Genomic DNA, 25686 nt, shown 5'->3' with positions numbered 1-25686 from the left:
TACACTGCGCGCCATTGCATCATCGACATTCGAAGGCTCTATGCTAAGTAACGATATTCTCCGTAGCCTGCGCTACACCCTGAAGGCAAACAATAACGACATGGTGCGCATTCTTGCGCTGTCGGACATGGAATCCACGTCTGCCGGTTTCGATACCTGGATGACCAAAGAAGACGAAGAGGGCTTTGTTCGCTGCCCTGACATTATTCTGTCGGGTTTCCTGAACGGCCTGATTTACGACAAGCGTGGCAAAGATCCGGCCGCGCCGGAGCTGGCGCTGGAGCGTCGCGTGAACAACAACACGGTGCTGAAAAAGCTGCGTATCGCGTTCTCGCTGAAAACGGACGATATTGTGGCGATCATGACCGAGCAAAAATACCGCGTATCCGTGCCGGAAGTGACCGCCATGATGCGCGCGCCGGACCACAAAAATTACCGCGAGTGTGGCGATCAGTTCCTGCGTAATTTCCTGCGCGGGCTGACCCACCGGGTACATCATCCGAAAGTGTGATTTGCCCAGCGGCGCTGCGCTTGCAGGGCCTACGGGTTTTGTAGGCCGGGTAAGGCGAAGCCGCCACCCGGCAAAAAAAAGCCGGATAAGAATCCGGCTTTTTTGTTATTTCACCTGCTGGCCAGGCTTCGCGCCTTCGTCAGGGCTTAACAGGAAGATATCTTTCCCGCCAGGACCCGCGGCCATCACCATCCCCTCGGAGATGCCGAAGCGCATTTTGCGCGGCGCCAGGTTCGCCACCATCACGGTCTGACGACCGATCAGCACCTGCGGGTCCGGGTAGGCAGAACGGATGCCGGAGAAGACGTTACGCTTCTCGCCGCCCAGATCCAGCGTCAGGCGCAGCAGCTTGTCAGAGCCTTCCACAAACTCCGCGTTTTCGATCAGCGCCACGCGCAGGTCGACTTTGGCGAAATCATCGAAGGTAATGGTTTCCTGAATCGGATCGTCCGCCAGCGGGCCGGTGACCGGTGCCGCAGCCGCCTTCACCTCTTCTTTAGACGCTTCCACCAGGGCTTCAACCTGCTTCATCTCGATGCGGTTGTACAGCGCTTTAAAGGTGTTCACCTTGTGGCCGAGCAGCGGGTGCTGGATAGCATCCCAGGTCAGTTCGGTGTTCAGGAATGCTTCCGCGCGGGCAGCCAGCTGCGGCAGAACCGGCTTCAGGTAGGTCATCAGCACGCGGAACAGGTTGATGCCCATGGAGCAGATGGCCTGAAGGTCCGCATCGCGGCCTTCCTGTTTCGCGACAACCCACGGTGCCTGCTCGTCCACATAACGGTTTGCCAGGTCGGCCAGGGCCATGATTTCGCGTACCGCTTTACCGAATTCACGGGTTTCCCACGCTTCGCCAATGGTGGCCGCCGCGTCGGTAAAGGTTTTGTACAGGGCAGGGTCAGCCAGTTCAGCCGCCATCACGCCGTCAAAACGCTTGGCGATAAAGCCCGCGTTACGGGAGGCCAGGTTGACCACCTTGTTGACGATGTCCGCGTTCACGCGCTGCACGAAATCTTCCAGGTTCAGGTCGATATCGTCGATGCGGGAAGAGAGCTTCGCGGTGTAGTAGTAGCGCAGGCTGTCCGCGTCGAAGTGGTTCAGCCAGGTGCTGGCTTTGATGAACGTTCCGCGGGACTTGGACATCTTCGCGCCGTTCACCGTCACGTAACCGTGTACGAACAGGTTGGTTGGCTTGCGGAAGTTGCTGCCTTCCAGCATCGCCGGCCAGAACAGGCTGTGGAAGTAAACGATATCTTTACCGATGAAGTGATACAGCTCGGCGGTGGAATCTTTCTTCCAGTATTCATCGAAGCTGACGGTGTCGCCACGCTTGTCGCACAGGTTCTTGAAGGAGCCCATGTAGCCGATTGGTGCGTCCAGCCAGACGTAGAAGTATTTGCCCGGCGCGTTCGGGATTTCAAAGCCGAAGTACGGCGCATCGCGGGAGATATCCCACTGTTGCAGGCCGGATTCGAACCACTCCTGCATTTTATTCGCCACCTGCTCCTGCAGGGCGCCGCTGCGGGTCCACGCCTGCAGCATTTCGCTGAAGGACGGCAGGTCGAAGAAGAAGTGCTCGGAGTCACGCATCACAGGCGTGGCGCCGGAAACCACGGATTTCGGCTCGATAAGCTCGGTCGGGCTGTAGGTCGCGCCGCACACTTCGCAGTTATCGCCGTACTGGTCCGGGGATTTACATTTCGGGCAGGTGCCTTTGACGAAACGGTCCGGCAGGAACATGCCTTTTTCCGGATCGTACAGCTGAGAGATGGTGCGGTTTTTGATAAAACCGTTCTCTTTCAGACGGGTGTAGATCAGCTCCGACAGCTCGCGGTTTTCGTCGCTGTGCGTGGAGTGATAGTTGTCATAGCTGATGTCAAAGCCAGCAAAATCAGTCTGATGCTCCTGACTCATTTCGGCAATCATCTGCTCCGGGGAAATGCCCAGCTGCTGCGCTTTCAGCATGATCGGCGTGCCGTGGGCATCGTCCGCACAGATGAAGTTAACCTCGTGGCCGCGCATTCGCTGGTAACGGACCCAGACATCAGCCTGGATATGCTCCAGCATGTGGCCGAGGTGGATTGAGCCGTTGGCGTACGGCAGGGCGCACGTTACCAGAATTTTCTTCGCGACTTGAGTCATAGTAGGCATTACTTCTTTTAACTGTGAAAAGGGTTTTTGATATTACCAAAAGGGGCATTATTAAGTAAGCACAAACCACGGCCTTTCAGGTAAACTTGTTCATCTAAGGTCTTATTCACAAGAACAAAGGAGTCGGGATGAGTTCTCAATCCCAGGCCAAATCACCGGAAGCCTTACGAGCAATGGTCGCCGGGACGCTGGCTAACTTTCAGCATCCAACCCTGAAGCACAATCTCACTACGCTGAAAGCGTTACACCACGTTGCCTGGCTGGACGACACGCTGCACATTGAGCTGCAGATGCCGTTCGTCTGGACCAGCGCCTTTGACGCGCTGAAAGAGCAGACCAGCTCTGAGCTGCTGCGCATTACCGGTGCGAAGGCGATTGACTGGAAGCTGAGCCACAGCATCGCCACGCTGAAGCGCGTGAAAAACCAGCCTGGCGTGAACGGCGTGAAAAACATCATTGCCGTCAGCTCTGGCAAGGGCGGGGTGGGGAAATCCTCTACCGCCGTAAACCTGGCGCTCGCGCTGGCGGCGGAAGGGGCAAAGGTCGGTATTCTGGATGCGGATATCTACGGCCCGTCTATTCCGAACATGCTGGGTGCGGAAAACCAGCGGCCAACCTCGCCGGACGGCACTCACATGGCGCCAATTATGGCGCACGGCCTGGCGACCAACTCGATTGGTTATCTGGTGACCGACGATAACGCCATGGTCTGGCGCGGCCCTATGGCCAGCAAGGCGCTGCTGCAGATGCTGCAGGAGACGATGTGGCCGGATCTGGATTATCTGGTGCTGGATATGCCGCCGGGTACCGGTGATATTCAGCTGACGCTGGCGCAAAACATCCCGGTGACGGGTGCGGTTGTCGTGACCACGCCGCAGGATATTGCGCTGATCGACGCCAAAAAAGGCATCGTGATGTTCGAGAAGGTGGAAGTGCCGGTGCTCGGTATCGTCGAGAACATGAGCATGCACATCTGCAGCAACTGCGGTCACCACGAACCTATCTTTGGTACGGGTGGCGCAGAGAAACTGGCCGCGAAGTATCATACCCAGCTGCTGGGGCAGATGCCGCTGCACATTACCCTGCGTGAAGATCTGGACAGCGGAAAGCCGACGGTGGTCAGCCGTCCGGAGAGCGAATTTGCAGAAATGTATCGCCAGCTGGCGGGACGCGTTGCGGCGCAGCTCTACTGGCAGGGCGAAATCATCCCAGGGGAAATCGCGTTCCGCGCGGTGTAATTCCTCAGCTCCGAATTGCCGGGTGGCGCTTCGCTTACCCGGCCTACAAATGGCACCATCACGTAGGTCGGGTAAGGCGAAGCCGCCACCCGACTTTAACCCAACCGGTAATGCATCAAATAATACTCTCCTTCAGGAGAATTACCCGTCGCCTCAATGTGCCAGCCGTGCCGCTGGTAAAACGCAATAGCCCGCGCATTCTTCACCAGACACTTAAGCGAACCCGTACTGGTAAATGTCTTCTGTACGTGTTCAAGCAACTCGTGCCCGACGCCCTGGCTTTGATACTGCGGATCGACAAACAGGTTGTGCAGGAAATTATCGTTCGCCCAGACGGAGGCAAACCCCAGGCGATGGCCGTTCTGGACAGCAACCCAAATCACTTCGTCACGGGTTGCCGCGTCAAAGTCTTCAAGCTGCCAGTCAGAACCGTCTAGCCATGGCCAGGCAACACGCCGGGCGTGGAGGTAGAGCGTGCGCAGGAAAGGGCGGTCACTTTCCTGCCAGGGACGAATCAGAATTGCATTAGCGGTGATAGAAGATATCTCCATTGTAGGCTTTGTAGATCTTGCCATCAGCATCGCCAATCAGCACGTAGTTCTCACCCATGTAGGTCCAGTGGGTTCCGGCATCCGGGGCCGGCAGGTTACGCAGTTGGTATTGTTTGATGGTGTACTCCGGCGTTTGATACTGCGCCGGTGCCGTGTCGCCAATCTTGAATTTCGTAAAGTCAGCGATGAACTCTTGTTCTTCATAGGCCTTGATGCCAGATGGCGCAGCGGCCGTTTGCGGGGCTGCGAATGCGGATCCCGCCAGAGACAGTAATACACCCAGAAGCAGCAATTTACGCTTAGCCATTTTTTCTCCAGTGATATCGTTACAGATACTTTTCGTCTGCGGGTCGCGCAAAGCGGAGCAGACGGTCCATTTTAAGTATCAACGCAGGGTATGTTTGAAAAAAAATGTAACAAAAGTGGACGGTTTTGTGTAGTCGAATGGGGTGATATTTATCAACATGATGAATACTGCATTTGTTTTATATTTTTAATATTTATGATTTCATTAATCAATTCTGAAAATAACTTTCAACTCCAAAATTACACTGTTATGCGAATGCTTTCCCACTTAAGAACATTTAATATCGTCTTCGGGTGAAGCGCGCTTACTTCCGTTTTTTACAAGACTGTAGTTTTTTTAGAGACCGAATGGGTTGCGTTTTATCATACCGGAATTTCATATTGCAGAATAATAATTAATTAAATTTCATGGCTTTATGTTAAGTCTCTTTGCAAGCTTGACGATAAACACAACGTTAAAAAGACATATTTATATAAATGAAAACGACAACTGCATTTTCGCTGTTATTTCTTACTGTCAGTCAGTTGACAGGGTGTGTATTTTCCCCCGGCCAGACGTTGAGTGTATCCGGAAAAAAAGTCACTGCGGTGGAAGAAAAAAATTATCAGCTTGATAAGCGCGTAGAAATTTTTCCTCTGACGCCGGGATTGATTGAAAAACTACGTCCAACCGTATCGAAATCTCAGGCAAATCCTAATCTGGATGAGCAGATCAAAAATTGGGAATACCGTATTGGCACAGGCGACATCCTTACGGTCACCGTGTGGGATCACCCAGAATTAACGACGCCCGCGGGACAATATCGTAGCGCAAGCGATGCCGGGAACTGGGTCAACGCCGATGGTACGCTCTTTTATCCCTACGTCGGTAAACTGCGGGTGGCGGGTAAAACGGTTTCACAGGTACGTGAAGAGATTACCGCTCGGCTGGATAAAGTCATTGAGAGCCCGCAGGTGGACGTCAGCATTGCCGCCTTCCGTTCCCAAAAAGCCTATGTTACCGGCGAGGTCGAAAAATCGGGCCAACAGCCCATAACCAATATTCCGCTGACGGTAATGGATGCGGTCAATGCCGCTGGCGGTCTTTCAGCGGATGCCGACTGGCGTAACGTCGTGCTGACGCATGATGGCCAGGACTCCCGTCTTTCGCTCTATGCGCTGATGCAGCATGGCGATTTGACCCAAAATAAGCTGCTTTATCCGGGCGATATCCTGTTTATTCCCCGGAATGATGCCCTGAAAGTGTTCGTGATGGGCGAGGTGGTTAAGCAAAGCACGCTTAAGATGGATCGTAGCGGCATGACGTTGGCCGAAGCCCTGGGGAATGCCGGGGGGCTTAACCAAAATATGGCCGATGCAACCGGCATTTTTGTTATTCGTCAGGTACCTCAAAAAGGCAACACGGGCAAAATTGCCAATATCTATCAACTGAATGCGGAAGATGCGTCAGCCATGGTGCTGGGAACGGAATTCCAGCTGGAACCCTATGACATTGTCTACGTCACCACGGCACCGTTATCACGCTGGAATCGCGTAATCACTCAACTGGTGCCTACCATTAGCGGCGTCCATGACCTGACCGAAACCGTTCGTTACATCAGATCGTGGCCACAGTAATGTTCAAGTCAATCTTAGTGGTCTGCACCGGCAATATTTGCCGTTCACCGATTGGTGAGCGGCTGTTGCGGCAGTTATTACCCGGCAAGCAGGTGACCTCGGCTGGTATTTTTGGACTGGAAGGACACCCGGCGGATGCGGCTGCGCAGGCTGTCGCCTGGCGTCATGGCGTTTCGCTGGAAGGGCATGTAGCCCGCAAGGTAACGCGAAGCCTGTTGCAAAAGTCCGATTTGATTCTGGTGATGGAGCCAGAACACCTCCGTTTCATTGCCACAATGTCCCCGGAGAACCGCGGTAAATCACTGCTCTTTGGACAATGGCTGGAAACCAGAGACATTCCCGACCCGTATCAAAAAAGTCGTGAAGCCTTCGAATATGTTTTCGAGCAATTGGGAAAAGCCAGTCAGGAATGGGCTCGTCGTTTGAGTCAACAAGGAATGAAGCAGTAATGTCGTCTTCTAAATCAGAAAAAAATAGTGCTGCGACACCGCAGAATAATGAGCTCGATCTTCTTCAGTTACTTGCTGAGATGTTTGATCACTGGAAGATGATCGCATGTGTCACGCTCCTGCTCACAGTATGTGCGGGGATCTACGCATTCAGCGCCACGCCTGTTTATCAGGCTGATGCCCTGGTACAGATTGAAGCAAAACAGAATAACTCGCTGCTCAAGAACCTGGCCTCGCTCGGGTCAGATCTCTCGCCAGATGTCGCACCAGAACTTTTACTCCTTAAATCACGGATGATTCTGGGAGAGACCGTTGATCAATTAGGGTTGACGTACAACGTCAAGCGACGCGTGTTTCCTGTTATCGGACCTTTGTGGGAACACGTGCGGGGACATAAATCGGATAAAATAACGATTGGCGCGCTGACTATTCCCCTTCTGGAAGGGAAGCCACAAACGCTTTTACTCACCGTACAGGAGCAAGGGCGGTATCGTCTCAAGGGAAAAACGCTTGAGGCAGACGGCGTTGTGGGGAAAACGCTGGTTAAAGATGGCATATCGCTTCTGGTGACAGCCCTCATCGCGGAACCTGGTACCCAGTTTACCCTCGACACCGCCACCAGGCTTGACGCGATCAACGCCATTCAGAACAGGCTTACGGTTGCTGAGTCGGCGAAACAGAGCGGTATGATCGCATTAACGTTAACGGGTAAAGACCCCGACAAGATCGCCACGGTGCTTAATACGATTGCTGAAAATTATCTCCGTCAGAATATTGCGCGCCAGGAAGCGAAAGATTCGCGCAGTCTCACGTTTTTACAGGATCAATTACCCAAGATCAGCCGGGAACTGGATGAAGCCGAAGCGCGACTGAATGCCTATAGAGAGCAGCGCGATTCTGTCGATTTATCTCTCGAGGCGAAGTCAGTTCTTGATCAGGTGGTGAACGTGGAAAATCAGCTTAACGAGCTGACGTTCCGCGAAGCAGAGGTTTCCCAGCTTTTCAAAAAAGACCATCCCACCTACCGTGCTTTACGAGAGAAGAAACAAACGCTGGAGCGGGAGCGTGCGCGCCTGAATACCCGCGTCTCTTCCATGCCTTCCACGCAGCAGGAAATATTACGCCTGAGTCGTGACGTTGAATCCGGGCGTACCATATACCTGCAGTTGCTAACGCGTCAGCAGGAGCTGAATATCTCGCGCTCCAGCGCTATCGGGAACGTGCGGATTATTGATCCGGCTGTGACGCAGCCAGACCCAATTAAACCGCGCAAAGGGCTCATTATCGTATTCGCTATGCTGATGGGGTTAATGCTCTCTGCAGGAGCGGTTTTAGTGCGCTCAGCCTTTAAGCGGGGCATTACCTCGTCTGAACAGCTGGAAGTGCAGGGGATACCACTTCTGGCGACGCTCCCACGCTCGGTGTGGCTCTGGAAAAAAACGCACCTGCGCAGGAGAAACCTGTTTGCTTCCCACTGGAAGCACAGGACGTCAAACGTACCTTTTCTGCCCGTTGACCGTCCGGCAGATATGTTTATCGAGGCGGTACGCGGGCTGCGCACCAGTCTGCATTTTACCATGATGGATGCCACAAACCGGATCGTCGTGGTGTCAGGCCCCACGCAGGATTGCGGAAAGACGCTGGTCAGTACTTCACTGGCGTCGATTGCCGCTCAGGCCGGACAGCGAGTGCTGTTTATTGATGCGGATATGCGCAAGGGTTATGTCCACAACGTTTTCAAACTGAGCAATCACCGGGGATTATCCTGCGTGCTCGAAGGAAGCGTTGAGTGGCAGGAGGCGATTCAACGCTTCGAGAAACACGGTCTTGATATACTGACCTGCGGACCCCAACCTTCACATCCTCTTGAGCTGCTCATGAGCGAACGCTTCCGGGGGGTGATATCGCAGATTGAAAAGCAATATGACCTCGTAATTGTCGACACTCCGCCTGTGCTTGCCGTGACGGATGCCTTGCTGATAGCCAGAGCAGCTGCCACCACGCTGCTGGTCGCCCGCTTTGGTAAAACCAGCGTTAAAGAGGTCGAGACTAGCCTTAAGCGTATGGAACGGATGGGCGTGAAGGTGAATGGCGCGATCCTCAATGATATCGTGAAATCGGCTGCGCTCTATTACAACTCGGGATATAGCCATTACGACTACGGCTATACCCAGGAGTAAACGTAGCGCGACACTTCTTTACAGCGTGATGGCGTATTGCCCGTTAAGATGACCTTCGTTGAAACATGAGGTCACAATGGATAACCGCAAAATCAGTCGACTGCGCCGCTGGGCGCGGGAAGGTATCATGCTCGTGCTGCTGACGCTGGCCGTGGTGTGGGGAGTTGATCGGTATCGAAAACCGACACTCCCCGCCAGTTTTAGTGCAACGCCGATGACGAGCATCGACGGCAACATCCACGATATCGCGGCGCTCAGCCAGGAACGCCCGCTGCTGATCTACGTCTGGGCGACCTGGTGCAGCATTTGCCGCTACACGACGCCTTCGGTTAATCAACTGGCAGAAGAGGGCGGGAACGTGGTGAGTATTGCCATGCGTTCCGGTGATAATGCGAAGCTTGCGCGCTGGGTCGAAAAGAAACAGCTGAAAATGCCGGTGATAAACGATGAAAACGGTGCGTTGTCGCAGCAGTGGCAGGTGAGCGTCACGCCAACGCTGGTCATTGTGTCACAGGGGAAAGTGGTCAGTACCACGACGGGCTGGACGAGTTACTGGGGATTAAAATTAAGGATGTGGTGGGCAGGCGTATAAAAAGAACCCCTCTCCCCGTGGAAGAGGGGTGCTGTATTACTTAGCCAGAACTTCCTGCGCGGTGCGCTCAACCAGAGACAGCAGGATTTTAATATCTTCCAGCGTCACGGTTGGGTTCAGCAGCGTCAGCTTCAGGCAGGTGACGGCGTTATGCTCGGTCACGCCGACGTTCGCGCGGCCGGATTCCAGCAGCGCATCACCAATTTTCTGGTTCAGCAGGGCGATGCCCGCGTCATCCATCTGCACCTGTCCGCGGAAGCGGAACAGAACGCTTGCCAGCTGCGGCTGCATAACCAGTTCCAGAGCAGGCTGCTCTTTCACATAGGCCGCCACCTGCTGTGCCAGCGTTACGCCGTGATCGATGATCGCTGCGTACTGCTCCTGACCCAGCGCTTCCAGGCTCATCCACAGCTTCAGCGCGTCGAAACGACGGGTGGTCTGAAGAGATTTTGACACCAGGTTTGGCACGCCCGCTTCTTCGTCGAACTCAGAGTTCAGATAGGCCGCCTGATAGCGCATCAGCTCATAGTGGCGCGCTTCTTTCAGCAGGAACGCGCCGCAGCTGATGGTCTGGAAGAACTGCTTGTGGAAGTCCAGGGTGACGGAATCCACCAGCTCGATGCCGTCCAGGTAGTGACGATACTGCTCAGACATCAGCAGCGCGCCGCCCCAGGCCGCATCAACGTGTACCCAGATGTTCTGCTTCGCGGCCAGCTCTGCAATCGCACGCAGCGGGTCGATAGCACCGGCATCGGTGGTTCCTGCCGTCGCGACGATCGCCAGAATCTGCTCACCTTTCGCATTGCACTGTTCAATTTTCGCCGCCAGATCGGTCAGATCCATGCGGGAGAATTCGTCCGTTTTCACCTGCACTACGGACTGGTAGCCCAGACCCATCAGCGCCATGTTTTTCTGCACGGAGAAGTGGGCGTTTTCGGAGCACAGTACGCGGATTTTACGCAGATCGCCCACCAGACCGTCCTGCTGAACGGAGTGACCCTGACGCGCAAAGAACGCATCGCGCGCCAGCATCAGGCCCATCAGGTTGCTCTGGGTACCGCCGCTGGTGAAGACACCGGCGTCGCCGGCCTGATAACCCACGCGAGTACGCAGCCACTCAATCAGTTTGATCTCGATAATGGTTGCGGACGGGCTTTGATCCCAGGAGTCCATGCTCTGGTTAGTGGCGTTAATCAGCACTTCCGCCGCCTGGCTTACGACCAGGCTTGGGCAGTGCAGGTGCGCCACGCACTGCGGGTGATGAACGGACAAGCTGTCTTTCAGGAAGAACTCCACGGCGCGTTCAATCGCCGCTTCGTTGCCCAGACCTTTCGGGTTGAAATCCAGCTTAATACGGTCACGCAGTTCTGCGACCGTTTTGCCCTGGTACATCTCAGGCTGTTTCAGCCACTGCATCACAGCCTGAGTGCTTTGTTCAATCGCCTGCTGATAAGCTTCAATGCTCTGCGCAGAGGAGAACAAAATTGGGTTTGAATCAGACATCGTAATCAATAACTCCGGTTACGCCGGGCGAACGCCCGCAGCAAGCAGTGCCTGCTCAAATTTATCCAGGAAGATTTTCAGCTCTTCGTCGCTGATCAGCAGAGACGGCAGCAGACGCAGAACGATACCGTTACGGCCACCGCGCTCCAGAATCAGACCGGCTTCGAAGCACTTCTTCTGAATCAGTGCAGACAGCTCGCCGTCGCCAGGGAAGCAGCCCATGTGGTCAGCGGCTTCGTGTGGCTTAACGATCTCAATACCGATCATCATGCCCAGACCGCGCACGTGACCAATCACCGGGTAGCGCTTCGCCATCTCTTTCAGCTGGCCTTTCAGCCATTCGCCCTGTGCAGCCACTTTGCCTGCGATGTTCTGGTCTTTCAGGATTTTCAGCGTCGTCAGGCCGGTTGCCATCGCCAGCTGGTTGCCGCGGAAGGTACCGGTGTGGTGGCCTGGCGCCCATGCATCGAACTGCTTTTTGATACCGAGCACGGCCAGCGGCAGACCACCACCCACTGCTTTAGACATCACGATGATGTCTGGCTCAATGCCAGCGTGTTCGAAGGCGAAGAATTTACCTGTACGGGCAAAGCCAGCCTGAACTTCGTCGAGGATCAGCAGAATGCCGTGTTCCTGAGTCACTTTACGGATGCGCTGCAGCCACTCAGCCGGAGCCGGGTTCACGCCGCCTTCGCCCTGAACCGCTTCCAGGATCACCGCAGCAGGCTTACGCACGCCGCTTTCAACGTCGTTGATCAGGTTATCGAAGTAGTAAGTCAGCGCTTTCACGCCCGCTTCACCACCGATACCCAGCGGGCAACGGTACTCGTGAGGGTAAGGCATGAACTGGACTTCTGGCATCATGCCGTCAACCGCTTCTTTCGGTGACAGGTTGCCGGTCACGGACAGCGCGCCGTGGGTCATGCCGTGGTAGCCACCAGAGAAGCTGATGATACCGCTACGACCGGTCACTTTTTTCGCCAGCTTCAGCGCCGCTTCAACGGCGTCAGCACCGGATGGACCGGTGAACTGCAGGCAGTACTCTTTGCCCTGACCAGGCAGTAGAGAGAGCAGGTATTCGGAAAACGCGTCTTTCAGAGGCGTAGTCAGATCCAGAGTATGTAACGGCAAGCCGCTGGTAATGACATTTTGGATGCTTTTCAGCACATCAGGATGGTTATGGCCAAGCGCAAGAGTCCCTGCGCCTGCTAAACAGTCAAGGTATTCTTTATTATCTGCATCGGTGATCCACACGCCTTCTGCTTTAGTGATGGCTAAAGGCAGTTTGCGCGGATAACTCCTGACGTTAGATTCAAACTCGGCCTGACGGGCCAGATAGGTTTCGTTGCTTTTGTGGGCATCTACGGTGTCAATACGGACTTTATCCGTCATCATATCACTCCTACAACCGCCGCTTCGTTATGAGCCACGATTGAATAAAAAGTTAAAAAACAGATGGGGGTCTGAAAAAAACGCCGCCAATATAGAGCCTTTTGCCACGGGGCTCAATGGTTAATTTGTTTACTGTTTTGTGACACGGGGCACAGGGGGAGGGTTATCCCCGTTTTCAGAAAGAAAGTTGCACTTTATGCACAATAAAAACAGCCGCTTATGATGGTTTTGTCAGAACTGTAAAAATAGAGAAAAGAGTGTGACAAATCGTGCTTTTCGCTGATGAAAAAGGAGGCGGATGGCCTCCTTGAACACGTTATTTCTGCCTGACCTGCAAAATGCCGTGGTCGCGGCCTTTCGTTTTATTCCAGGACGCATCGTTAATACCGTTCTCATCAAGGCTAAACGATATAACAAAGCCTTCGCCGTGAATCTCGTAAAAACCCGCATTCAGACGTTTTACGGTCGCTTTCTTACCGTTGAGGGTGGCGCTAAAAAAGCCGTTTGAAATCGTGGCATTAACCGTATCAGACGAGAATGAGGCTTCACGCATCGGATCGTGAACGGTTTTCGTTTGTTCGTGTTGCGCCGCGTTTTCCGCTTTGGTTTTGTTGATATCGCAAGAACCATCGCCATCGCTAATTTGGGTGCATCCGGAATGCTCCAGCTGCGCGCGATAGTGCGCGTTAATGGCATGTGCCGGTGTCGCCGCGAGGGCGAACAACAGAGCAATCACTGTTAACTGTGCTTTCATCATTAAACCTTAGTTGTGGTGAGCATGTTTATGTGCATTTTCTGTCGCTCTTGCCGCATTCGCATAAGCGGCAGAGAGCGAAGCGTTATTAATGCCTTGTTGTCTTTGCTGTTCGGACAAATAGCACGTGTCATAACTTACGCCTTTCGCCGTGCAGTTTGCGATGCGCTGATCGGGCGATACGCACCCCGCAAGTATAAATATACCCGCCACGGTAATAATTAATTTTTTCATTTTAACCCTTATAGACTACACAGATAATAGGATACATACATCGCGCCTATCCAAATTCCGACGCCAGTTAGCATCAGGTACAGCATGGCTGAGATGAATATATATCTGGACATGTTTTTTGCTATCATCGCTATTCTCACCAGAGACGAGCGGGTTATATATGTAATAGTGGTGTTTTATTTAAAAACCCACTCCGATACCTACTGAAGCACCCATATTATTGGCGGTATCATCAGAGAAACTCACTTTGCCGATGACATGTGGATTGAAGTTCACCGATGCGCCAACTGCAATAGCGCTTTCACCTTCATAAGTTGCACCACCGGCAGAGAACATGACGCGCTGATTGGTTTGCACCTGGGGTAAACCTGCCATTGCCATCGCGCCTGAAATACCGGCGTTGGCTTGTTTCTTATTATCATCTACTTCATCACGCAATGATCTAAACTGCTGGTTTGTATTGTTATTCATGGCCTGGAGTGTCTGTCTGGTTGTCTGCAGTTCCTGAACGGTGGCGGTAATCGCCTGGCTATTATTAGCGACTTTAGTTTGTGTTGCTATATCAATCTGCATGCGTGTCACCGTGGTTGACGTGCCGTCTTTACCATTATGACCATTCACGCCGTTGCGGCCTTTCATTCCCGCTACGCCTTGTGCCCCCGTCGCGCCGGTTTCTCCTTTATCACCTTTCGCTCCTTTTTTTCCATCTACGCCGTCAACAGGTTTTGGCGCATTCTCTAAAATCGCGGTAAGACGTTGTGCGTCGGTGACGTTGCTATCAAGGTGAGAACCAATTAAAGCGATATTGTTATATTTCGGTGTGGGTACGCTCTGCGGTTTAATTGACGGTGTAAGATTAACAAGCGGGGTGACCGTGTGTACGGGGATAATGTAGGGCAGTTTCACGGGAGCATTCGTAATGTGATGCTCATTGGTTGGATGTTGCGACCCATTCAATTTCTGTGGAATCTGTTGCGGAGGTAATACCGGCTTTTTCTGAGCGGGATTCAGATTAGTCATAGAAACAACAGGCGTGGATGTCTGCGTTGGCTTTGGAACAGGAACAATTGACGCCTGCTGAATCTCTGTAATTCGAGCACCCGCATTTTTTATTATGTCCAGGGCCTTATCAGAAATAGCCTGATCTTGCGGTGTATAATGAGCGCGATCGAGGTTAAATTTCTGAATGTTAAGTTTATACAGGCTATTCGCGGCATTCGCCTCATCCCTGATATGCTGAATAGCGTCTGACTTTTCTTGTATCGAAAAGTAAGTGGTAGCATATACAGAACCAGAGATAGCGCAAAGAGTGATTGACGCTACAGCCGTTTTAATAAATTTCATTTGAAAGTTCTCATCATTAAATCAATAAATAAAAAAGATAAAGGTCAGATCGCTATCCTGGCGGGATGATATAACTTCTTGTTATATCTGGATTCATTCAACGTTAACCCTGAGGTTTTGGTTAGGTGACTTATTTCGTAACGTGCAGCAACTATCTATCAATGTGAAATTTTGATTATTGATCCAAATCATAAACAGCATGAATAGCTAAAACGACTCGCCACAGTGATTATGGAAAAATATTCATAAATTACAATGATATATAAAAACAAAAAGGCGAGGTTGCAAAAAGGGTTAAAAACGCCAATCCATAAATTTTTTTTAAGTGTTTTGACCTGAAATTATGGAAAATACACAAAATAGTTAATATAAATTGATAGATATTTCTTAGTTCTTTATTTACGAATCTTTTTCAGGTTTTGAATGAAGGTTTTTTTCGGCTATTCATCGTCTAAGTTAATTTGGAAAAATATTTAGGTTGCAGATTTAAGCGAGATAGCGTTCAGGCCAGATTGCAATAAAAATGAGTAAGTGGATTGTTAAAGAAAAGGTAAAAATAAGTAGGTAAATCTGTATCATCGAAACCCCTTGCGCATGGCCTGCGGGCGCGGTTACACTAAATATTGACAATGAGTTTGAGTAACTCGCTGTTTTATAAGTATTTTGACTCGGGGTGCCCTTCTTCGTTGAAGGCTGAGAAATACCCGTATTACCTGATCTGGATAATGCCAGCGTAGGGAAGTCAGATGCCTTCCCGGTCATCGCTTCTTCACGCAAGGCAGGAGCGAACCCATGCAGCCTGACCTGCTCGATTTACACGTTTTACACCACTTCCGAACCCGTTCCCCGCTCACACACTGTATGACCAACGATGTTGTACAGACCTTCACGGCCAACGTGTTGCTGGCTCTCGGTGCATCACCCGCGATGGTGATTGAGGCCGAAGAGGCTGAGCAGTTTGCTGAAATCGCCGATGCGCTGCTGATTAACGTTGGCACGCTGACCGCACCGCGCGCCCAGTCGATGCGTCGGGCGATTGAACGCGCGGTGGCGGCGGGTAAGCCCTGGACGCTCGACCCGGTTGCCGTTGGCGCGCTCGCGTTCCGCACCCGCTTTTGCCATCAAATTCTCTCCCTTAAACCTGCGGCGATCCGCGGCAATGCCTCTGAAATCCTTGCCCTTGCCGGGATGAGCGCGGGCGGGCGCGGCGTTGATACCACCGACACCGCAGCCAGCGCGGTGCCTGCCGCGCAGGCTTTGGCGCGTCAGACAAATGCAATTGTCGTGGTCACGGGAGAAGTAGATTACATCACCGATGGACAGCGCACGCGCACCGTAACGGGCGGCGATCCGCTGATGACGCGCGTGGTGGGAACCGGATGCGCGCTTTCTGCCGTTGTGGCGGCGAGCTGCTCGCTGCCGGGCGACCGGATGGATAACGTCGCTGCCGCCTGCGAATGGATGAAGCGGGCCGGAACGGTCGCCGTTGCGCAGTCGCGTGGCCCAGGCAGTTTTGCCAGCGCGTTCCTGGATGCGCTCTATACGCTGGAGGAGCAGGCATGAAGCGGATTAACGCCCTGACCATTGCCGGCACCGATCCCAGCGGCGGCGCGGGGATCCAGGCTGACCTGAAAACCTTCTCGGCCCTTGGCGCGTACGGCTGCTCGGTCATTACCGCGCTGGTGGCGCAAAACACGCGTGGCGTACAGTCGGTCTATCGTATCGAACCTGATTTTGTTGCCGCGCAGCTGGATTCGGTGTTCAGCGACGTGCGCATCGATACCACCAAGATCGGCATGCTGGCCGAGACGGACATTGTGGAAGCGGTGGCCGAGCGGCTTAAGCGTTATCAGGTGCAAAACGTGGTGCTGGATACCGTCATGCTGGCGAAAAGTGGCGACCCGCTGCTCTCCGCCTCCGCCGTGGAGACGCTGCGCACAAAGCTACTGCCGCAGGTGGCGCTGATCACGCCCAATCTGCCGGAAGCCGCCGCGCTATTGGGTGCCCCGCACGCGCAAAACGAACGTGAAATGAAAGCCCAGGGGAACGCGCTGCTGGCAATGGGCTGCGGCGCGGTGCTGATGAAGGGCGGTCATCTTGACGACGCTGAAAGTCCGGACTGGCTCTTTACCCGCGATGGTGAAGTACGTTTTACCGCGCCGCGCGTGCAGACCAAAAACACCCACGGTACGGGCTGTACGCTCTCAGCCGCGCTGGCGGCGCTGCGTCCACGGCATGAAAGCTGGGCCGATACGGTGCGCGAAGCGAAAACCTGGCTCTCGGCGGCGCTGGCAAAAGCGGATAGTCTGGAGGTCGGTCACGGTATTGGGCCGGTTCACCATTTTCATGCATGGTGGTAGGCCTTATACTGGCAGGACACACCACGCCTGAGAAAAACAGAGATGGAACAAGCGCATACCCGGTTAATCGCCCAACTGAATGAGCGGATCGCCGCGCCTGACAACACGCCGCTGTACCTGAAATTTGCCGAAACGGTAAAAAATGCGGTGCGAAGCGGCATGTTAGAGCACGGGAATATTTTGCCCGGCGAGCGCGATCTGAGCCAGTTAACCGGCGTGTCGCGCATCACCGTGCGAAAAGCGATGCAGGCGCTGGAGGAAGAGGGCGTGGTGACGCGTTCCCGTGGTTATGGCACGCAAATCAATAATATCTTTGAATATTCGCTGAAAGAGGCGCGCGGCTTTTCCCAGCAGGTGGTGCTGCGCGGTCAAAAGCCGAATACGCTATGGGTCAACAAGCGGGTGGTGAAGTGTCCGGAAGAGGTGGCGAATCACCTTTCAATTCCCCCGGAGAGCGAGGTGTTCCTGCTCAAGCGTATTCGCTACGTTGACGAGGACGCCGTCTCGATTGAGGAGTCCTGGGTGCCGGTCGGGCTCATTCCCGATCCGGATGCGATCGGCATTTCGCTCTATGATTACTTCCGCAGTCAGAATATTTTCCCGCAGCGTACCCGCTCGCGCGTCAGCGCCCGCATGCCGGACAGCGAATTTCAGGCGCACATTAAGATGGACGAAAAAATACCGGTGCTGGTGATCAAGCAGATCGCGCTTGACCAACAGCACCGGCCGATTGAGTACAGCATCAGCTACTGTCGCAGCGATCTATACGTCTTTGTGTGCGAGGAATAATTCGTCGCGAGTCGGGGCGCAATCCCCGCCGCGGTGGCTGACCACCCAGGACGCCACGGCATTCCCCAGCAGAACGGCGTCTGCCAGCGACCATCCCGCCGCCAGCCCGGCAAGCGTGCCGCCCGCGTGGCTGTCGCCTGCGCCAATGGTGTCCACAACCGTCGCCGGGAACGCCGGAACAACGCCCGAGATGTCACCGTCATACCATGTGGCGCCGTCTTTATCATGCCGCACAATCAGCGCGGCACCGAAGCGATGCTGCCACTCTGCACCCAGGTTTTCAGCCGCTACACCCAGTCGTTCAGCTGCGATCTCCGCCTCCTGACGATTCAGCGACACGATCGGCCTGCAGGCCATGATCCGCGCCATCAGCGCGTCGGGGATATCCGCGATGCGAGGGCCGAAATCGATAAAGGCCGTCACGTCCTGCAACCCCTCCAGCCAGCGTGTCAGCAGCTCGCCGCACGGCGAGGCCAGCTGATAGCCGGATAAATAGACCAGGCTGTTCGACGGGATGTTAAGCACATCAAGCCAGCGCTGCTGCCACTGGTTCTCCACGCCGCTAAAGGACATAAAGGTGCGCTCGCCGTCTGGCTCCACCAGCGCCAGGCACCAGCCGTTATCGCCGGTTTCGGCCTCGATGGCGCTGTGCAGATCCTGCTTCGCCATGGCGTTGCGGATGATATCCGCCCATACGCCGTGGCCGACGGGCAGGGCGTTTTGCGCCGTAATGCCGAGCCGTTTCAGGGCGATGGCAATATTCAGCGCGCAGCCGCCAATATTCACGCCCTGCTGTTTGAGCTCAATATCGCACCCGCGCCAGGGCAGGGCGTAGGCGTCGGCGATGACGTCAATCACCGCTGCGCCCAGCACCGTCACCGGGCGTGCGGCGTGCAGGGTGTCGAGACGTTGGGCAAATGAATTCATACGCCCTCCCTTTGCTCCCGGTAGTGCAGCAGTTTCTCGCAATAGTGGCCGAAATCGAGCCGGTTGACGGCGTCGAGTTCGGCTTTTAGCGCTGGGTCAATCGCCTGCACGCCGTGGAGCGCACCGCAGATGGCCGTCGCCATTGCGCCAATGGTGTCGGTATCGCCGCCCAGATTGGCGCATAAAATGGCGCAGCGGTTTGGGTCGGTTCCCGCCAGTTCGACCATCGCAATGGCCGCTGGAACGGACTCAACGGTGCTGGTTCCGGCCCCCACGAGCTGGTACACCTGCTCGCTGGCGGATTCAACCCCGTTGGCTTCCCGCACGGTCTTAAGGGCCAGCTCAATACGTGCCGCCAGCGACGCGCTGAAGGTGGTGGTTTTCGCCTCCTGCGCATAGCGGGCGATACCCGGCAGCGCATCGACGATGTTCTGCCAGCTTTCGCCGTCGACGGCGCGGGAAACCGCCCAGGCAATCACCACCGCGCCGGCAATGGCGAGATCGGATTTATGGGTCGGGCTGGAGGCCAGCGCCACCTGCTCAACAAAGTGTTCCAGACGCGTGGCCGGAAGCAGGCAGCCCAGCGGGGAGGCGCGCATCGCCGCCCCGTTGGTCACGCCGTTGTTGTCCAGTTCGCTGACCGGCTTGCCGTCGCGAATCGCGTTAAGCGCGATTTTGGAGGTCGGGCCGAGCACGTTCTTATTAAACGCATCGAAATCGAGCGCCCAGCGCAGAATATGCTTGCCGATAACGTCCGCGTTAATGTCTCCCTCACACTCAATAATCGCGTCCGCCAGGCACAGCGCCATTGAGGTATCGTCGGTGAACTCTGCCTGTTTGAAATAGCAGGCCGCATTATTCTCTGCCGGGCCGGGTAAAAAGCGGTCGATCCAGCCGAAGTGCGCTTTGACGCGCTTTCTCGGCCACAGCTCCGACGGCATGCCCATCGCATCCCCTAACGCCTGCCCGTAAAGAGCACCGAGAACACGTTCTTGTTTCATTTAACTTCCCCTTGTGTCAGCGCGGCATCGCCATCAACCACCTCAATTGCGGTGATCTCTTTATCCGATTCGCGGAAAAACAGCATAAACAGCACGGCAATCACGGCAATCATGATTGCACCAAACGCCCACATTCCGGCCCAGTTGAAGGTCAGCCCATTCACCGGCTCTTTGTATGCGAACATTTTTTCCATCATCACGCCGCCCAGGCGGTAGCCCAGCAGGCTCCCAAAGCCCTGGCAGCACAGCGTAATCAGGCCCTGCGCGGCGGTGCGCATGTGCACCGGCGCTTTTTTATCCACGTAGATGTACGCGGTAACGTAGTAGAAGTCGTAGCTCACGCCGTGCAGCAGAATACCGAGGAACAGCAGGGCGTAGGTGAAGTACTGTTCCGCTCCGCCGTAAACGAAGAACCCGTAGCGGATGGCGGCAGTGATCAGACCCAGCAGTAAGACCTTCTTAATACCAAAGCGTTTGGTAAAGAACGGCAGCGCCAGCATAAAGAAGATTTCGGAGAACTGGCCGAGCGTCATCCAGCCGGTGGCGTTTTTCATCCCCACTTCGGTGAGATAGCCGTTGGCGAAGATGTAGTAGAAGGCCAGCGGCATGGCGAACAGGAACGAGCAGAAGAAGAATACCAGGAAGTTTTTGTCGCGCAGCAGGATCAGCGCGTCCAGCCCCAGCATCACTTTGATATCCAGCTTGCCGGTGCTCTTCGGCGGGGTGTTCGGCAGGAACAGGGCAAACACGCCGAGCAGGGCGGAACTGGCGGCCGTCATCAGCAGCGGAATATTGGTATCAGAAATGTCGCTGTAGCCCAGCATCTGCGGCAGGAACCCGCACGCCAGCCCGGAGGCGATCCAGCCGATGGTGCCCATCACGCGGATGCGCGGGAAATCGGCCTCGACGTCGTCCACGTTGGCAAAGGCGATACTGTTGGTCAGCGCGATGGTTGGCATATAGGTCAGGGAGTAAACCAGCAGCAGCGGGAAGAAGGTGCTGAACTGGGTTTGCTGTGCGGCGAAGTACATCAGAATCGCACCGGCGAACATCAGCACCGCCAGCACTTTCTGGGCGGCGAAGAAGCGGTCCGTCAGCGAGCCGACCAGAATCGGTGAGAGGATAGCGGCAATGGCGGTACAGGCGTAAGACCAGCCGATTTCCCCGGCGGTAAAACCGCTTTTGCTCAGCCACAGCCACAGCGGCACAAACCAAGCGCCCCAGATAAACCATTCAACAAACATCATGAATGACAGTTGGACTTTCGTTTTCATTTTTTAATCCTGCATGTCAGAGAGGGTACGCCTTTAACATACCACTCAATAATACCTTTTAAATACCTTTATGGCGATTGTTTGATCAATGTAACAGTTTTGTTGTACACGAATCGAGCCAGCAGATTGTGCTGAAAAAAATGCAAAGGGTGGAAAATCTGTTAAGTCGGTACCAGGCTTAGTCTGCCCATAAAAGATGGGACTGGATAAACACACACCGACACGACGTCGGACTTACGGGAGTATCACATGACTGATATTGCGCAGTTGCTTGGCAAAGACGCCGACAGCCTTTTACAGCATCGTTGTATGACCATTCCAGCCGACCAGCTGTATCTGCCTGGTCATGACTACGTTGACCGCGTGATGATCGATAACAACCGTCCGCCTGCGGTCCTGCGAAATATGCAGACGCTCTACAACACCGGGCGGCTCGGCGGCACCGGATATCTTTCTATTTTGCCCGTAGATCAGGGCGTTGAGCACTCGGCGGGCGCGTCTTTCGCGGCGAATCCGCTCTACTTCGATCCGAAGAACATTGTTGAGCTGGCGATTGAAGCGGGCTGTAACTGCGTAGCCTCTACCTACGGCGTGCTGGCTTCGGTTTCGCGTCGCTATGCCCACCGCATTCCGTTCCTCGTGAAGCTGAACCACAACGAAACCCTCAGCTACCCTACCGAATATGACCAGACCCTCTACGCCAGCGTCGAGCAGGCGTTCAACATGGGCGCGGTGGCGGTAGGGGCGACGATTTACTTCGGCTCAGAACAGTCCCGTCGTCAGATTGAAGAGATCTCCGCGGCGTTTGAACGCGCGCACGAGCTGGGCATGGTCACCGTGCTGTGGGCGTATCTGCGCAACAACGCGTTCAAGAAAGACGGCGTGGATTACCACGTGTCGGCCGACCTGACCGGGCAGGCGAACCACCTGGCGGCAACCATCGGCGCCGACATCGTGAAGCAGAAAATGGCCGAGAATAACGGCGGGTATAAAGCGGTGAACTTTGGCTATACCGATGACCGCGTTTACAGCAAGCTGACCAGCGATAACCCGATCGACCTGGTGCGCTACCAGCTGGCGAACTGCTACATGGGCCGCGCGGGGCTGATTAACTCCGGCGGCGCGGCGGGCGGGGATACCGACCTTTCAGACGCGGTGCGTACGGCGGTTATCAACAAACGCGCGGGCGGCATGGGGCTGATCCTTGGTCGTAAGGCATTTAAGAAATCCATGGCCGACGGTGTGAAGCTGATCAATGCGGTGCAGGATGTCTATCTGGATAGCAAAGTCACGATTGCCTGACCTGAGGGCGAAACGTAGGCCGGGTAAGGCGTAGCCGCCACCCGGCAATACAATCAGCGCAAAAGCACACAGTCCGGCGGCAGCCGACACTGCAGCGCGCCGGGCAATACCTCAATGCGGAACTGCGTTCCGCTCAGCGGTTCTCCGTCGAGGTTAAACGTCATCCCGTGCGGCGCATTCACTTCAAACCACGCCGATCTCCCGGCGATGATATTTGGGCTCTCTTCCGGCTGCGTCAGCGTGGTAAACAGCGCGGGCAGCAGGCCATCACCCGTGAAAATACGCAGCTGTAGCTGACCGTCATTGATCAGCGCCTCCGGGCACAGTTGCTGCCCGCCGCCTGCCTGGCGCCCGTTGCCAATCCCAATCACCAGCGCGTCACCCTGCCACTGAAAATCCTCGCCGCGAATTTCGCAGCGGTCAGGCTTGAGGGTGTCCATGCGCATCAGGCCGTGGATCAGGTACGACACGCCGCCAAGCGCCGCCTTCAGCTTTTCCGGCGTTTCGCTGGTGATGCGCGTGCCAAACCCGCCCGTCGCCATATTGATAAAGCAGGTTTTATCATTCACCTGGGCAATATCCACAGCGGTGGCCTTGCCCAGGATTGCCAGCTGAAGCGCCTTCTCTAACTCCTCCGGGATCCCGGCGCTGGTGGCAAAATCATTGGCGGTGCCGAGCGGTAAAATGCCCATCGCCGGGCGGTCCGCCGGGGGCAGGTCGATAAGCGCAGAGGCGATTTCATTGATAGTGCCGTCGCCGCCGCCGGAAATGATGGTGTTGACGCCAAGCTCGTGGGCTTCATTGATATAGCGTGCCGCGTCGCCTTTTTCCCACGTCACCCTGACGTGGATGCGCGCGCCGTCGTCACGCAGGTCGTGAATGACCTGACGCAACAGATCGTTGCCCGCACTTTTGCCATTGAGAATCAATAAACTGTCTGGATAGGTTGCCATCCGCGCTGCTCCCTTTTTTAGCGTTAGTAAGAGTGTATAGCAGAGAGGAAAAAAGCGGGTAAGAACAGGACGAAAGGAAAAAAATAGGCGCGAAAGCGCGTTACACTCCAGCGATGATAGTAACGTAATCACAGGAAAGTGATGATGAATAAAATTTTGGTAAGCGCGTGCCTAATGGGCTTTAAGGTTCGTTATAACGGAAGTGAAAAAGCGCGAATGAACGAGCAGCTCAAGCGCTGGCAGCAGGAACAGCGTCTGGTTATCCACTGCCCTGAACTTGCGGCCGGGATGCCTGTACCTCGTCCTCCGGCAGAGATTATGTCCGCTGATGGCAAAGACGTAATGCACGGGCAAGCCAGAATTAGTGAAAATACAGGGCAGGATGTGACTGAGCAGTATCAGCTTGCAGCCTGGCTCGCGCTACGCGCTGCTCAGGAGTTGGGGTGTAGCGCAGCACTATTAACCGATGGCAGCCCAACGTGCGGCAGTCAGTTTATTTATGACGGATCTTTTCGCGGGATACATAAAGCGGGGATGGGTGTTGCTGCATCGTTGCTCGCAGAGCATGGGATAGCCGTCTTCTCTGAGGGGCAAATCGATGAACTGATTGCCTGGGTTGAGGAGAGAGAAGGCAAAAAATAAGCCCGCGTAAGGGAGATTACGCAGGCTAAGGAGGTGGTTCCTGGTACAGCTAGCATTTATGGGTTATGTTTTTCAGCGGGGGGATAATACCCGTATTGAACGAAGCGGTATGTGATCCGATTCTAAGAATTATCCCAGCGCGAAAAAATTTCCCTGATTAACTATTTGCCGTGTGGGTTTCGGGTGCTTTCACCGTTGAAGTTACGCATCAGCAGCGCGAACTTCAGCTCCACCTCTTCCGGAACCGGCAGCCAGACGGTATGACCGTCACCCGGCGCCACGTCAATCGCTTCGCCTTTGCCGTTTTCCAGATGCTCCAGCGTAAAGTTCATGTTGCCCTGCGGGGTCATCAGCTCCAGGCTGTCGCCTTTGGTGAACTTGTTTTTCACCGCGACGGCCGCCAGCGCGCCTTTGCGCTCGCCGGTGAAGTCGCCGACAAACTGCTGGCGCTCGGAAACGGAGTAGCCGTGCTCGTAGTTCTGGTAGTCGTCATGGGTATGACGGCGCAGGAAGCCTTCGGTATAGCCGCGGTGCGCCAGGCCTTCCAGGGTTTCCAGCAGGCTGGTATCGAACGGTTTACCGGCGGCCGCATCGTCGATGGCTTTGCGGTACACCTGCGCGGTACGCGCGCAGTAGTAATAGGATTTGGTGCGGCCTTCGATCTTCAGGGAGTGCACGCCCATCTGGGTCAGACGCTCAACGTGGGCGATGGCGCGCAGATCTTTCGAGTTCATGATGTAGGTGCCGTGCTCGTCTTCAAAGGCGGTCATGTACTCGCCCGGACGTTTGGCTTCTTCAATCATAAACACGCTGTCGGTTGGCGCGCCGATGCCCAGCGTCGGCTCAACGTTGGTGACCGGGATCGGCTCATGCTTGTGGACGATGTTGCCGACGTCATCCTCTTTGCCTTCCTGGACGTTATATTCCCAGCGGCAGGCGTTGGTGCAGGTGCCCTGGTTCGGGTCGCGCTTGTTGATATAGCCGGAGAGCAGGCAGCGACCTGAGTAGGCCATGCACAGCGCGCCGTGAACGAAGATTTCGATTTCCATATCCGGCACCTGGGTGCGGATCTCTTCGATCTCTTCGAGGGAAAGCTCGCGGGACAGAATGACGCGGGTCAGCCCCATCTGCTTCCAGAACTTGACCGTCGCCCAGTTGACGGCGTTAGCCTGTACGGAGAGGTGAATATCCATCTCCGGGAAGTTCTCCCGAACCAGCATGATTAAACCCGGATCCGACATGATCAGCGCGTCCGGCCCCATATCCACCACCGGCTTCAGGTCACGGATGAACGTTTTCAGCTTGGCGTTGTGCGGCGCGATGTTCACGACCACGTAGAATTTTTTGCCCAGGGCATGCGCTTCATTGATGCCGAGCTGCAGGTTCTCGTGGTTGAATTCGTTGTTACGCACGCGCAGCGAGTAGCGCGGCTGGCCCGCGTAAACGGCGTCGGCACCATAGGCGAAAGCGTAACGCATATTTTGCAGCGTTCCCGCCGGGGAAAGGAGTTCCGGTTTAAACATGTTTGTTCTCGTTCTGATGACAGGTCAGATCCGCGTGCACCAGGTGCAGCGGTAAGGGGAGATCCCCCACTTTAAGGGCGGGCATTGTAGCGCTGC

Annotated in this window: 24 protein-coding genes and 1 riboswitch; of the genes, 11 read left to right on the top strand and 13 right to left on the bottom strand. The window is 54.9% G+C overall.

The window, feature by feature from the left end; translation table 11 throughout:
• Positions 1-40 precede the first annotated feature (40 nt).
• Positions 41-511: a DUF1456 family protein gene (locus N037_RS19780; RefSeq protein ID WP_029740178.1), complete on the top strand. Its 471-nt coding sequence runs from the start codon at positions 41-43 to the stop codon at positions 509-511.
• Between the two features lie 105 nt (positions 512-616).
• Here N037_RS19780 and metG read toward each other — a convergent pair whose 3' ends face one another.
• Positions 617-2650: a methionine--tRNA ligase gene (metG, locus tag N037_RS19775; RefSeq protein ID WP_032642880.1), complete on the bottom strand. Its 2034-nt coding sequence runs from the start codon at positions 2648-2650 to the stop codon at positions 617-619.
• 137 nt (positions 2651-2787) lie between these two features.
• Between metG and apbC the strand changes: the two genes are divergently transcribed.
• Positions 2788-3897: an iron-sulfur cluster carrier protein ApbC gene (apbC, locus tag N037_RS19770; RefSeq protein ID WP_032642878.1), complete on the top strand. Its 1110-nt coding sequence runs from the start codon at positions 2788-2790 to the stop codon at positions 3895-3897.
• 95 nt (positions 3898-3992) lie between these two features.
• Here the strand turns inward: apbC and N037_RS19765 are convergent, their stop codons facing one another.
• Together N037_RS19765 and N037_RS19760 are read right to left on the bottom strand one after the other, a co-directional pair.
• Positions 3993-4448, bottom strand: a complete 456-nt coding sequence (locus N037_RS19765; RefSeq protein ID WP_231686703.1) for a GNAT family N-acetyltransferase — start codon at positions 4446-4448, stop codon at positions 3993-3995.
• The gene (locus N037_RS19760) at positions 4423-4755 is read right to left on the bottom strand and encodes an RcnB family protein (RefSeq protein WP_023336316.1); all 333 of its coding nucleotides are present in this window, start codon (positions 4753-4755) and stop codon (positions 4423-4425) included. Before N037_RS19760 ends, N037_RS19765 begins: the two co-directional genes overlap by 26 nt.
• 476 nt (positions 4756-5231) lie before the next feature.
• Here N037_RS19760 and N037_RS19755 point away from each other — a divergent pair, with 476 nt between their 5' ends.
• The 4 genes from N037_RS19755 to N037_RS19740 all read left to right on the top strand — a co-directional run bounded on the left by N037_RS19755 (position 5232) and on the right by N037_RS19740 (position 9592).
• Positions 5232-6371, top strand: a complete 1140-nt coding sequence (locus tag N037_RS19755; RefSeq protein WP_032642876.1) for a polysaccharide export protein — start codon at positions 5232-5234, stop codon at positions 6369-6371.
• Positions 6371-6820: an arsenate reductase/protein-tyrosine-phosphatase family protein gene (locus tag N037_RS19750; RefSeq protein WP_032642875.1), complete on the top strand. Its 450-nt coding sequence runs from the start codon at positions 6371-6373 to the stop codon at positions 6818-6820. Before N037_RS19755 ends, N037_RS19750 begins: the two co-directional genes overlap by 1 nt.
• The gene (locus N037_RS19745; RefSeq protein WP_032642874.1) at positions 6820-9000 is read left to right on the top strand and encodes a polysaccharide biosynthesis tyrosine autokinase; all 2181 of its coding nucleotides are present in this window, start codon (positions 6820-6822) and stop codon (positions 8998-9000) included. Before N037_RS19750 ends, N037_RS19745 begins: the two co-directional genes overlap by 1 nt.
• 76 nt (positions 9001-9076) lie before the next feature.
• Positions 9077-9592 carry a protein disulfide oxidoreductase gene (locus tag N037_RS19740; RefSeq protein ID WP_032642872.1) on the top strand — a complete coding sequence of 172 codons (516 nt, stop codon included), beginning with the start codon at positions 9077-9079 and terminating at the stop codon, positions 9590-9592.
• 36 nt (positions 9593-9628) lie between these two features.
• On the opposite strand, the gene N037_RS19735 is transcribed toward N037_RS19740, so the two are convergent.
• The 5 genes from N037_RS19735 to N037_RS25295 form a co-directional block, all read right to left on the bottom strand.
• Entirely contained in the window at positions 9629-11095 is a 1467-nt protein-coding gene (locus N037_RS19735) for a pyridoxal phosphate-dependent decarboxylase family protein (protein ID WP_032642870.1), read from the bottom strand.
• 18 nt (positions 11096-11113) lie between these two features.
• Entirely contained in the window at positions 11114-12490 is a 1377-nt protein-coding gene (locus tag N037_RS19730) for a diaminobutyrate--2-oxoglutarate transaminase (protein WP_014884533.1), read from the bottom strand.
• Positions 12491-12803: 313 nt separating this feature from the next.
• On the bottom strand, positions 12804-13241 hold the full coding sequence (locus tag N037_RS19725; RefSeq protein WP_156369744.1) for a hypothetical protein: 438 nt from the start codon (positions 13239-13241) through the stop codon (positions 12804-12806).
• 9 nt (positions 13242-13250) lie between these two features.
• Positions 13251-13475 (bottom strand): hypothetical protein, encoded by a 225-nt coding sequence (locus N037_RS24970; protein WP_032642867.1) that lies wholly within the window; start codon positions 13473-13475, stop codon positions 13251-13253.
• A gap of 180 nt (positions 13476-13655) precedes the next feature.
• Complete coding sequence (locus tag N037_RS25295) at positions 13656-14819, bottom strand: YadA C-terminal domain-containing protein (protein WP_231686702.1); 1164 nt, start codon at positions 14817-14819, stop codon at positions 13656-13658.
• Positions 14820-15478: 659 nt separating this feature from the next.
• A riboswitch (TPP riboswitch) is annotated at positions 15479-15576 on the top strand.
• 35 nt (positions 15577-15611) lie between these two features.
• Between N037_RS25295 and thiM the strand changes: the two genes are divergently transcribed.
• The 3 genes from thiM to N037_RS19705 are packed head-to-tail and all read left to right on the top strand — an operon-like array spanning position 15612 to position 17968.
• Complete coding sequence (thiM, locus tag N037_RS19715) at positions 15612-16382, top strand: hydroxyethylthiazole kinase (RefSeq protein WP_032642865.1); 771 nt, start codon at positions 15612-15614, stop codon at positions 16380-16382.
• Positions 16379-17179 (top strand): bifunctional hydroxymethylpyrimidine kinase/phosphomethylpyrimidine kinase, encoded by an 801-nt coding sequence (thiD, locus tag N037_RS19710; protein WP_032642863.1) that lies wholly within the window; start codon positions 16379-16381, stop codon positions 17177-17179. Before thiM ends, thiD begins: the two co-directional genes overlap by 4 nt.
• 42 nt (positions 17180-17221) lie before the next feature.
• A complete protein-coding gene (locus N037_RS19705) occupies positions 17222-17968 on the top strand; it encodes a GntR family transcriptional regulator (RefSeq protein WP_032642861.1) in 747 nt (248 codons plus the stop codon).
• Here the strand turns inward: N037_RS19705 and N037_RS19700 are convergent.
• Genes N037_RS19700 through N037_RS19690 form a run of 3 tightly spaced genes read right to left on the bottom strand, consistent with a single transcriptional unit; the run spans position 17942 to position 21170 of the window.
• Positions 17942-18895, bottom strand: coding sequence for a PfkB family carbohydrate kinase (locus N037_RS19700; protein WP_032642859.1), 954 nt, complete (start codon positions 18893-18895; stop codon positions 17942-17944). The two genes, N037_RS19705 and N037_RS19700, sit on opposite strands and share 27 nt — an antisense overlap.
• Positions 18892-19896, bottom strand: coding sequence for an ADP-ribosylglycohydrolase family protein (locus tag N037_RS19695; protein WP_032642857.1), 1005 nt, complete (start codon positions 19894-19896; stop codon positions 18892-18894). Before N037_RS19695 ends, N037_RS19700 begins: the two co-directional genes overlap by 4 nt.
• Positions 19893-21170: a nucleoside permease gene (locus N037_RS19690; protein ID WP_032642855.1), complete on the bottom strand. Its 1278-nt coding sequence runs from the start codon at positions 21168-21170 to the stop codon at positions 19893-19895. The genes N037_RS19695 and N037_RS19690 overlap by 4 nt, the downstream gene beginning before the upstream one ends.
• Positions 21171-21419: 249 nt before the next feature.
• Here N037_RS19690 and fbaB point away from each other — a divergent pair, with 249 nt between their 5' ends.
• Positions 21420-22472: a class I fructose-bisphosphate aldolase gene (gene fbaB / locus N037_RS19685; RefSeq protein WP_023312424.1), complete on the top strand. Its 1053-nt coding sequence runs from the start codon at positions 21420-21422 to the stop codon at positions 22470-22472.
• A 53-nt stretch (positions 22473-22525) separates the two neighbouring features.
• Here fbaB and yegS read toward each other — a convergent pair whose 3' ends face one another.
• Positions 22526-23425, bottom strand: coding sequence for a lipid kinase YegS (yegS, locus tag N037_RS19680; protein ID WP_032642854.1), 900 nt, complete (start codon positions 23423-23425; stop codon positions 22526-22528).
• Positions 23426-23566: 141 nt separating this feature from the next.
• Here yegS and N037_RS19675 point away from each other — a divergent pair, with 141 nt between their 5' ends.
• Complete coding sequence (locus tag N037_RS19675) at positions 23567-24067, top strand: DUF523 domain-containing protein (protein ID WP_032642852.1); 501 nt, start codon at positions 23567-23569, stop codon at positions 24065-24067.
• 161 nt (positions 24068-24228) lie between these two features.
• Here N037_RS19675 and trhP read toward each other — a convergent pair whose 3' ends face one another.
• Entirely contained in the window at positions 24229-25590 is a 1362-nt protein-coding gene (trhP, locus tag N037_RS19670) for a prephenate-dependent tRNA uridine(34) hydroxylase TrhP (RefSeq protein WP_023312421.1), read from the bottom strand.
• Positions 25591-25686 lie beyond the last annotated feature (96 nt).

The organism is Enterobacter sp. EGD-HP1 (assembly GCF_000733275.2).
GTDB lineage: Bacteria > Pseudomonadota > Gammaproteobacteria > Enterobacterales > Enterobacteriaceae > Enterobacter.
This window is presented reverse-complemented; position numbering and strand designations above follow the sequence as displayed.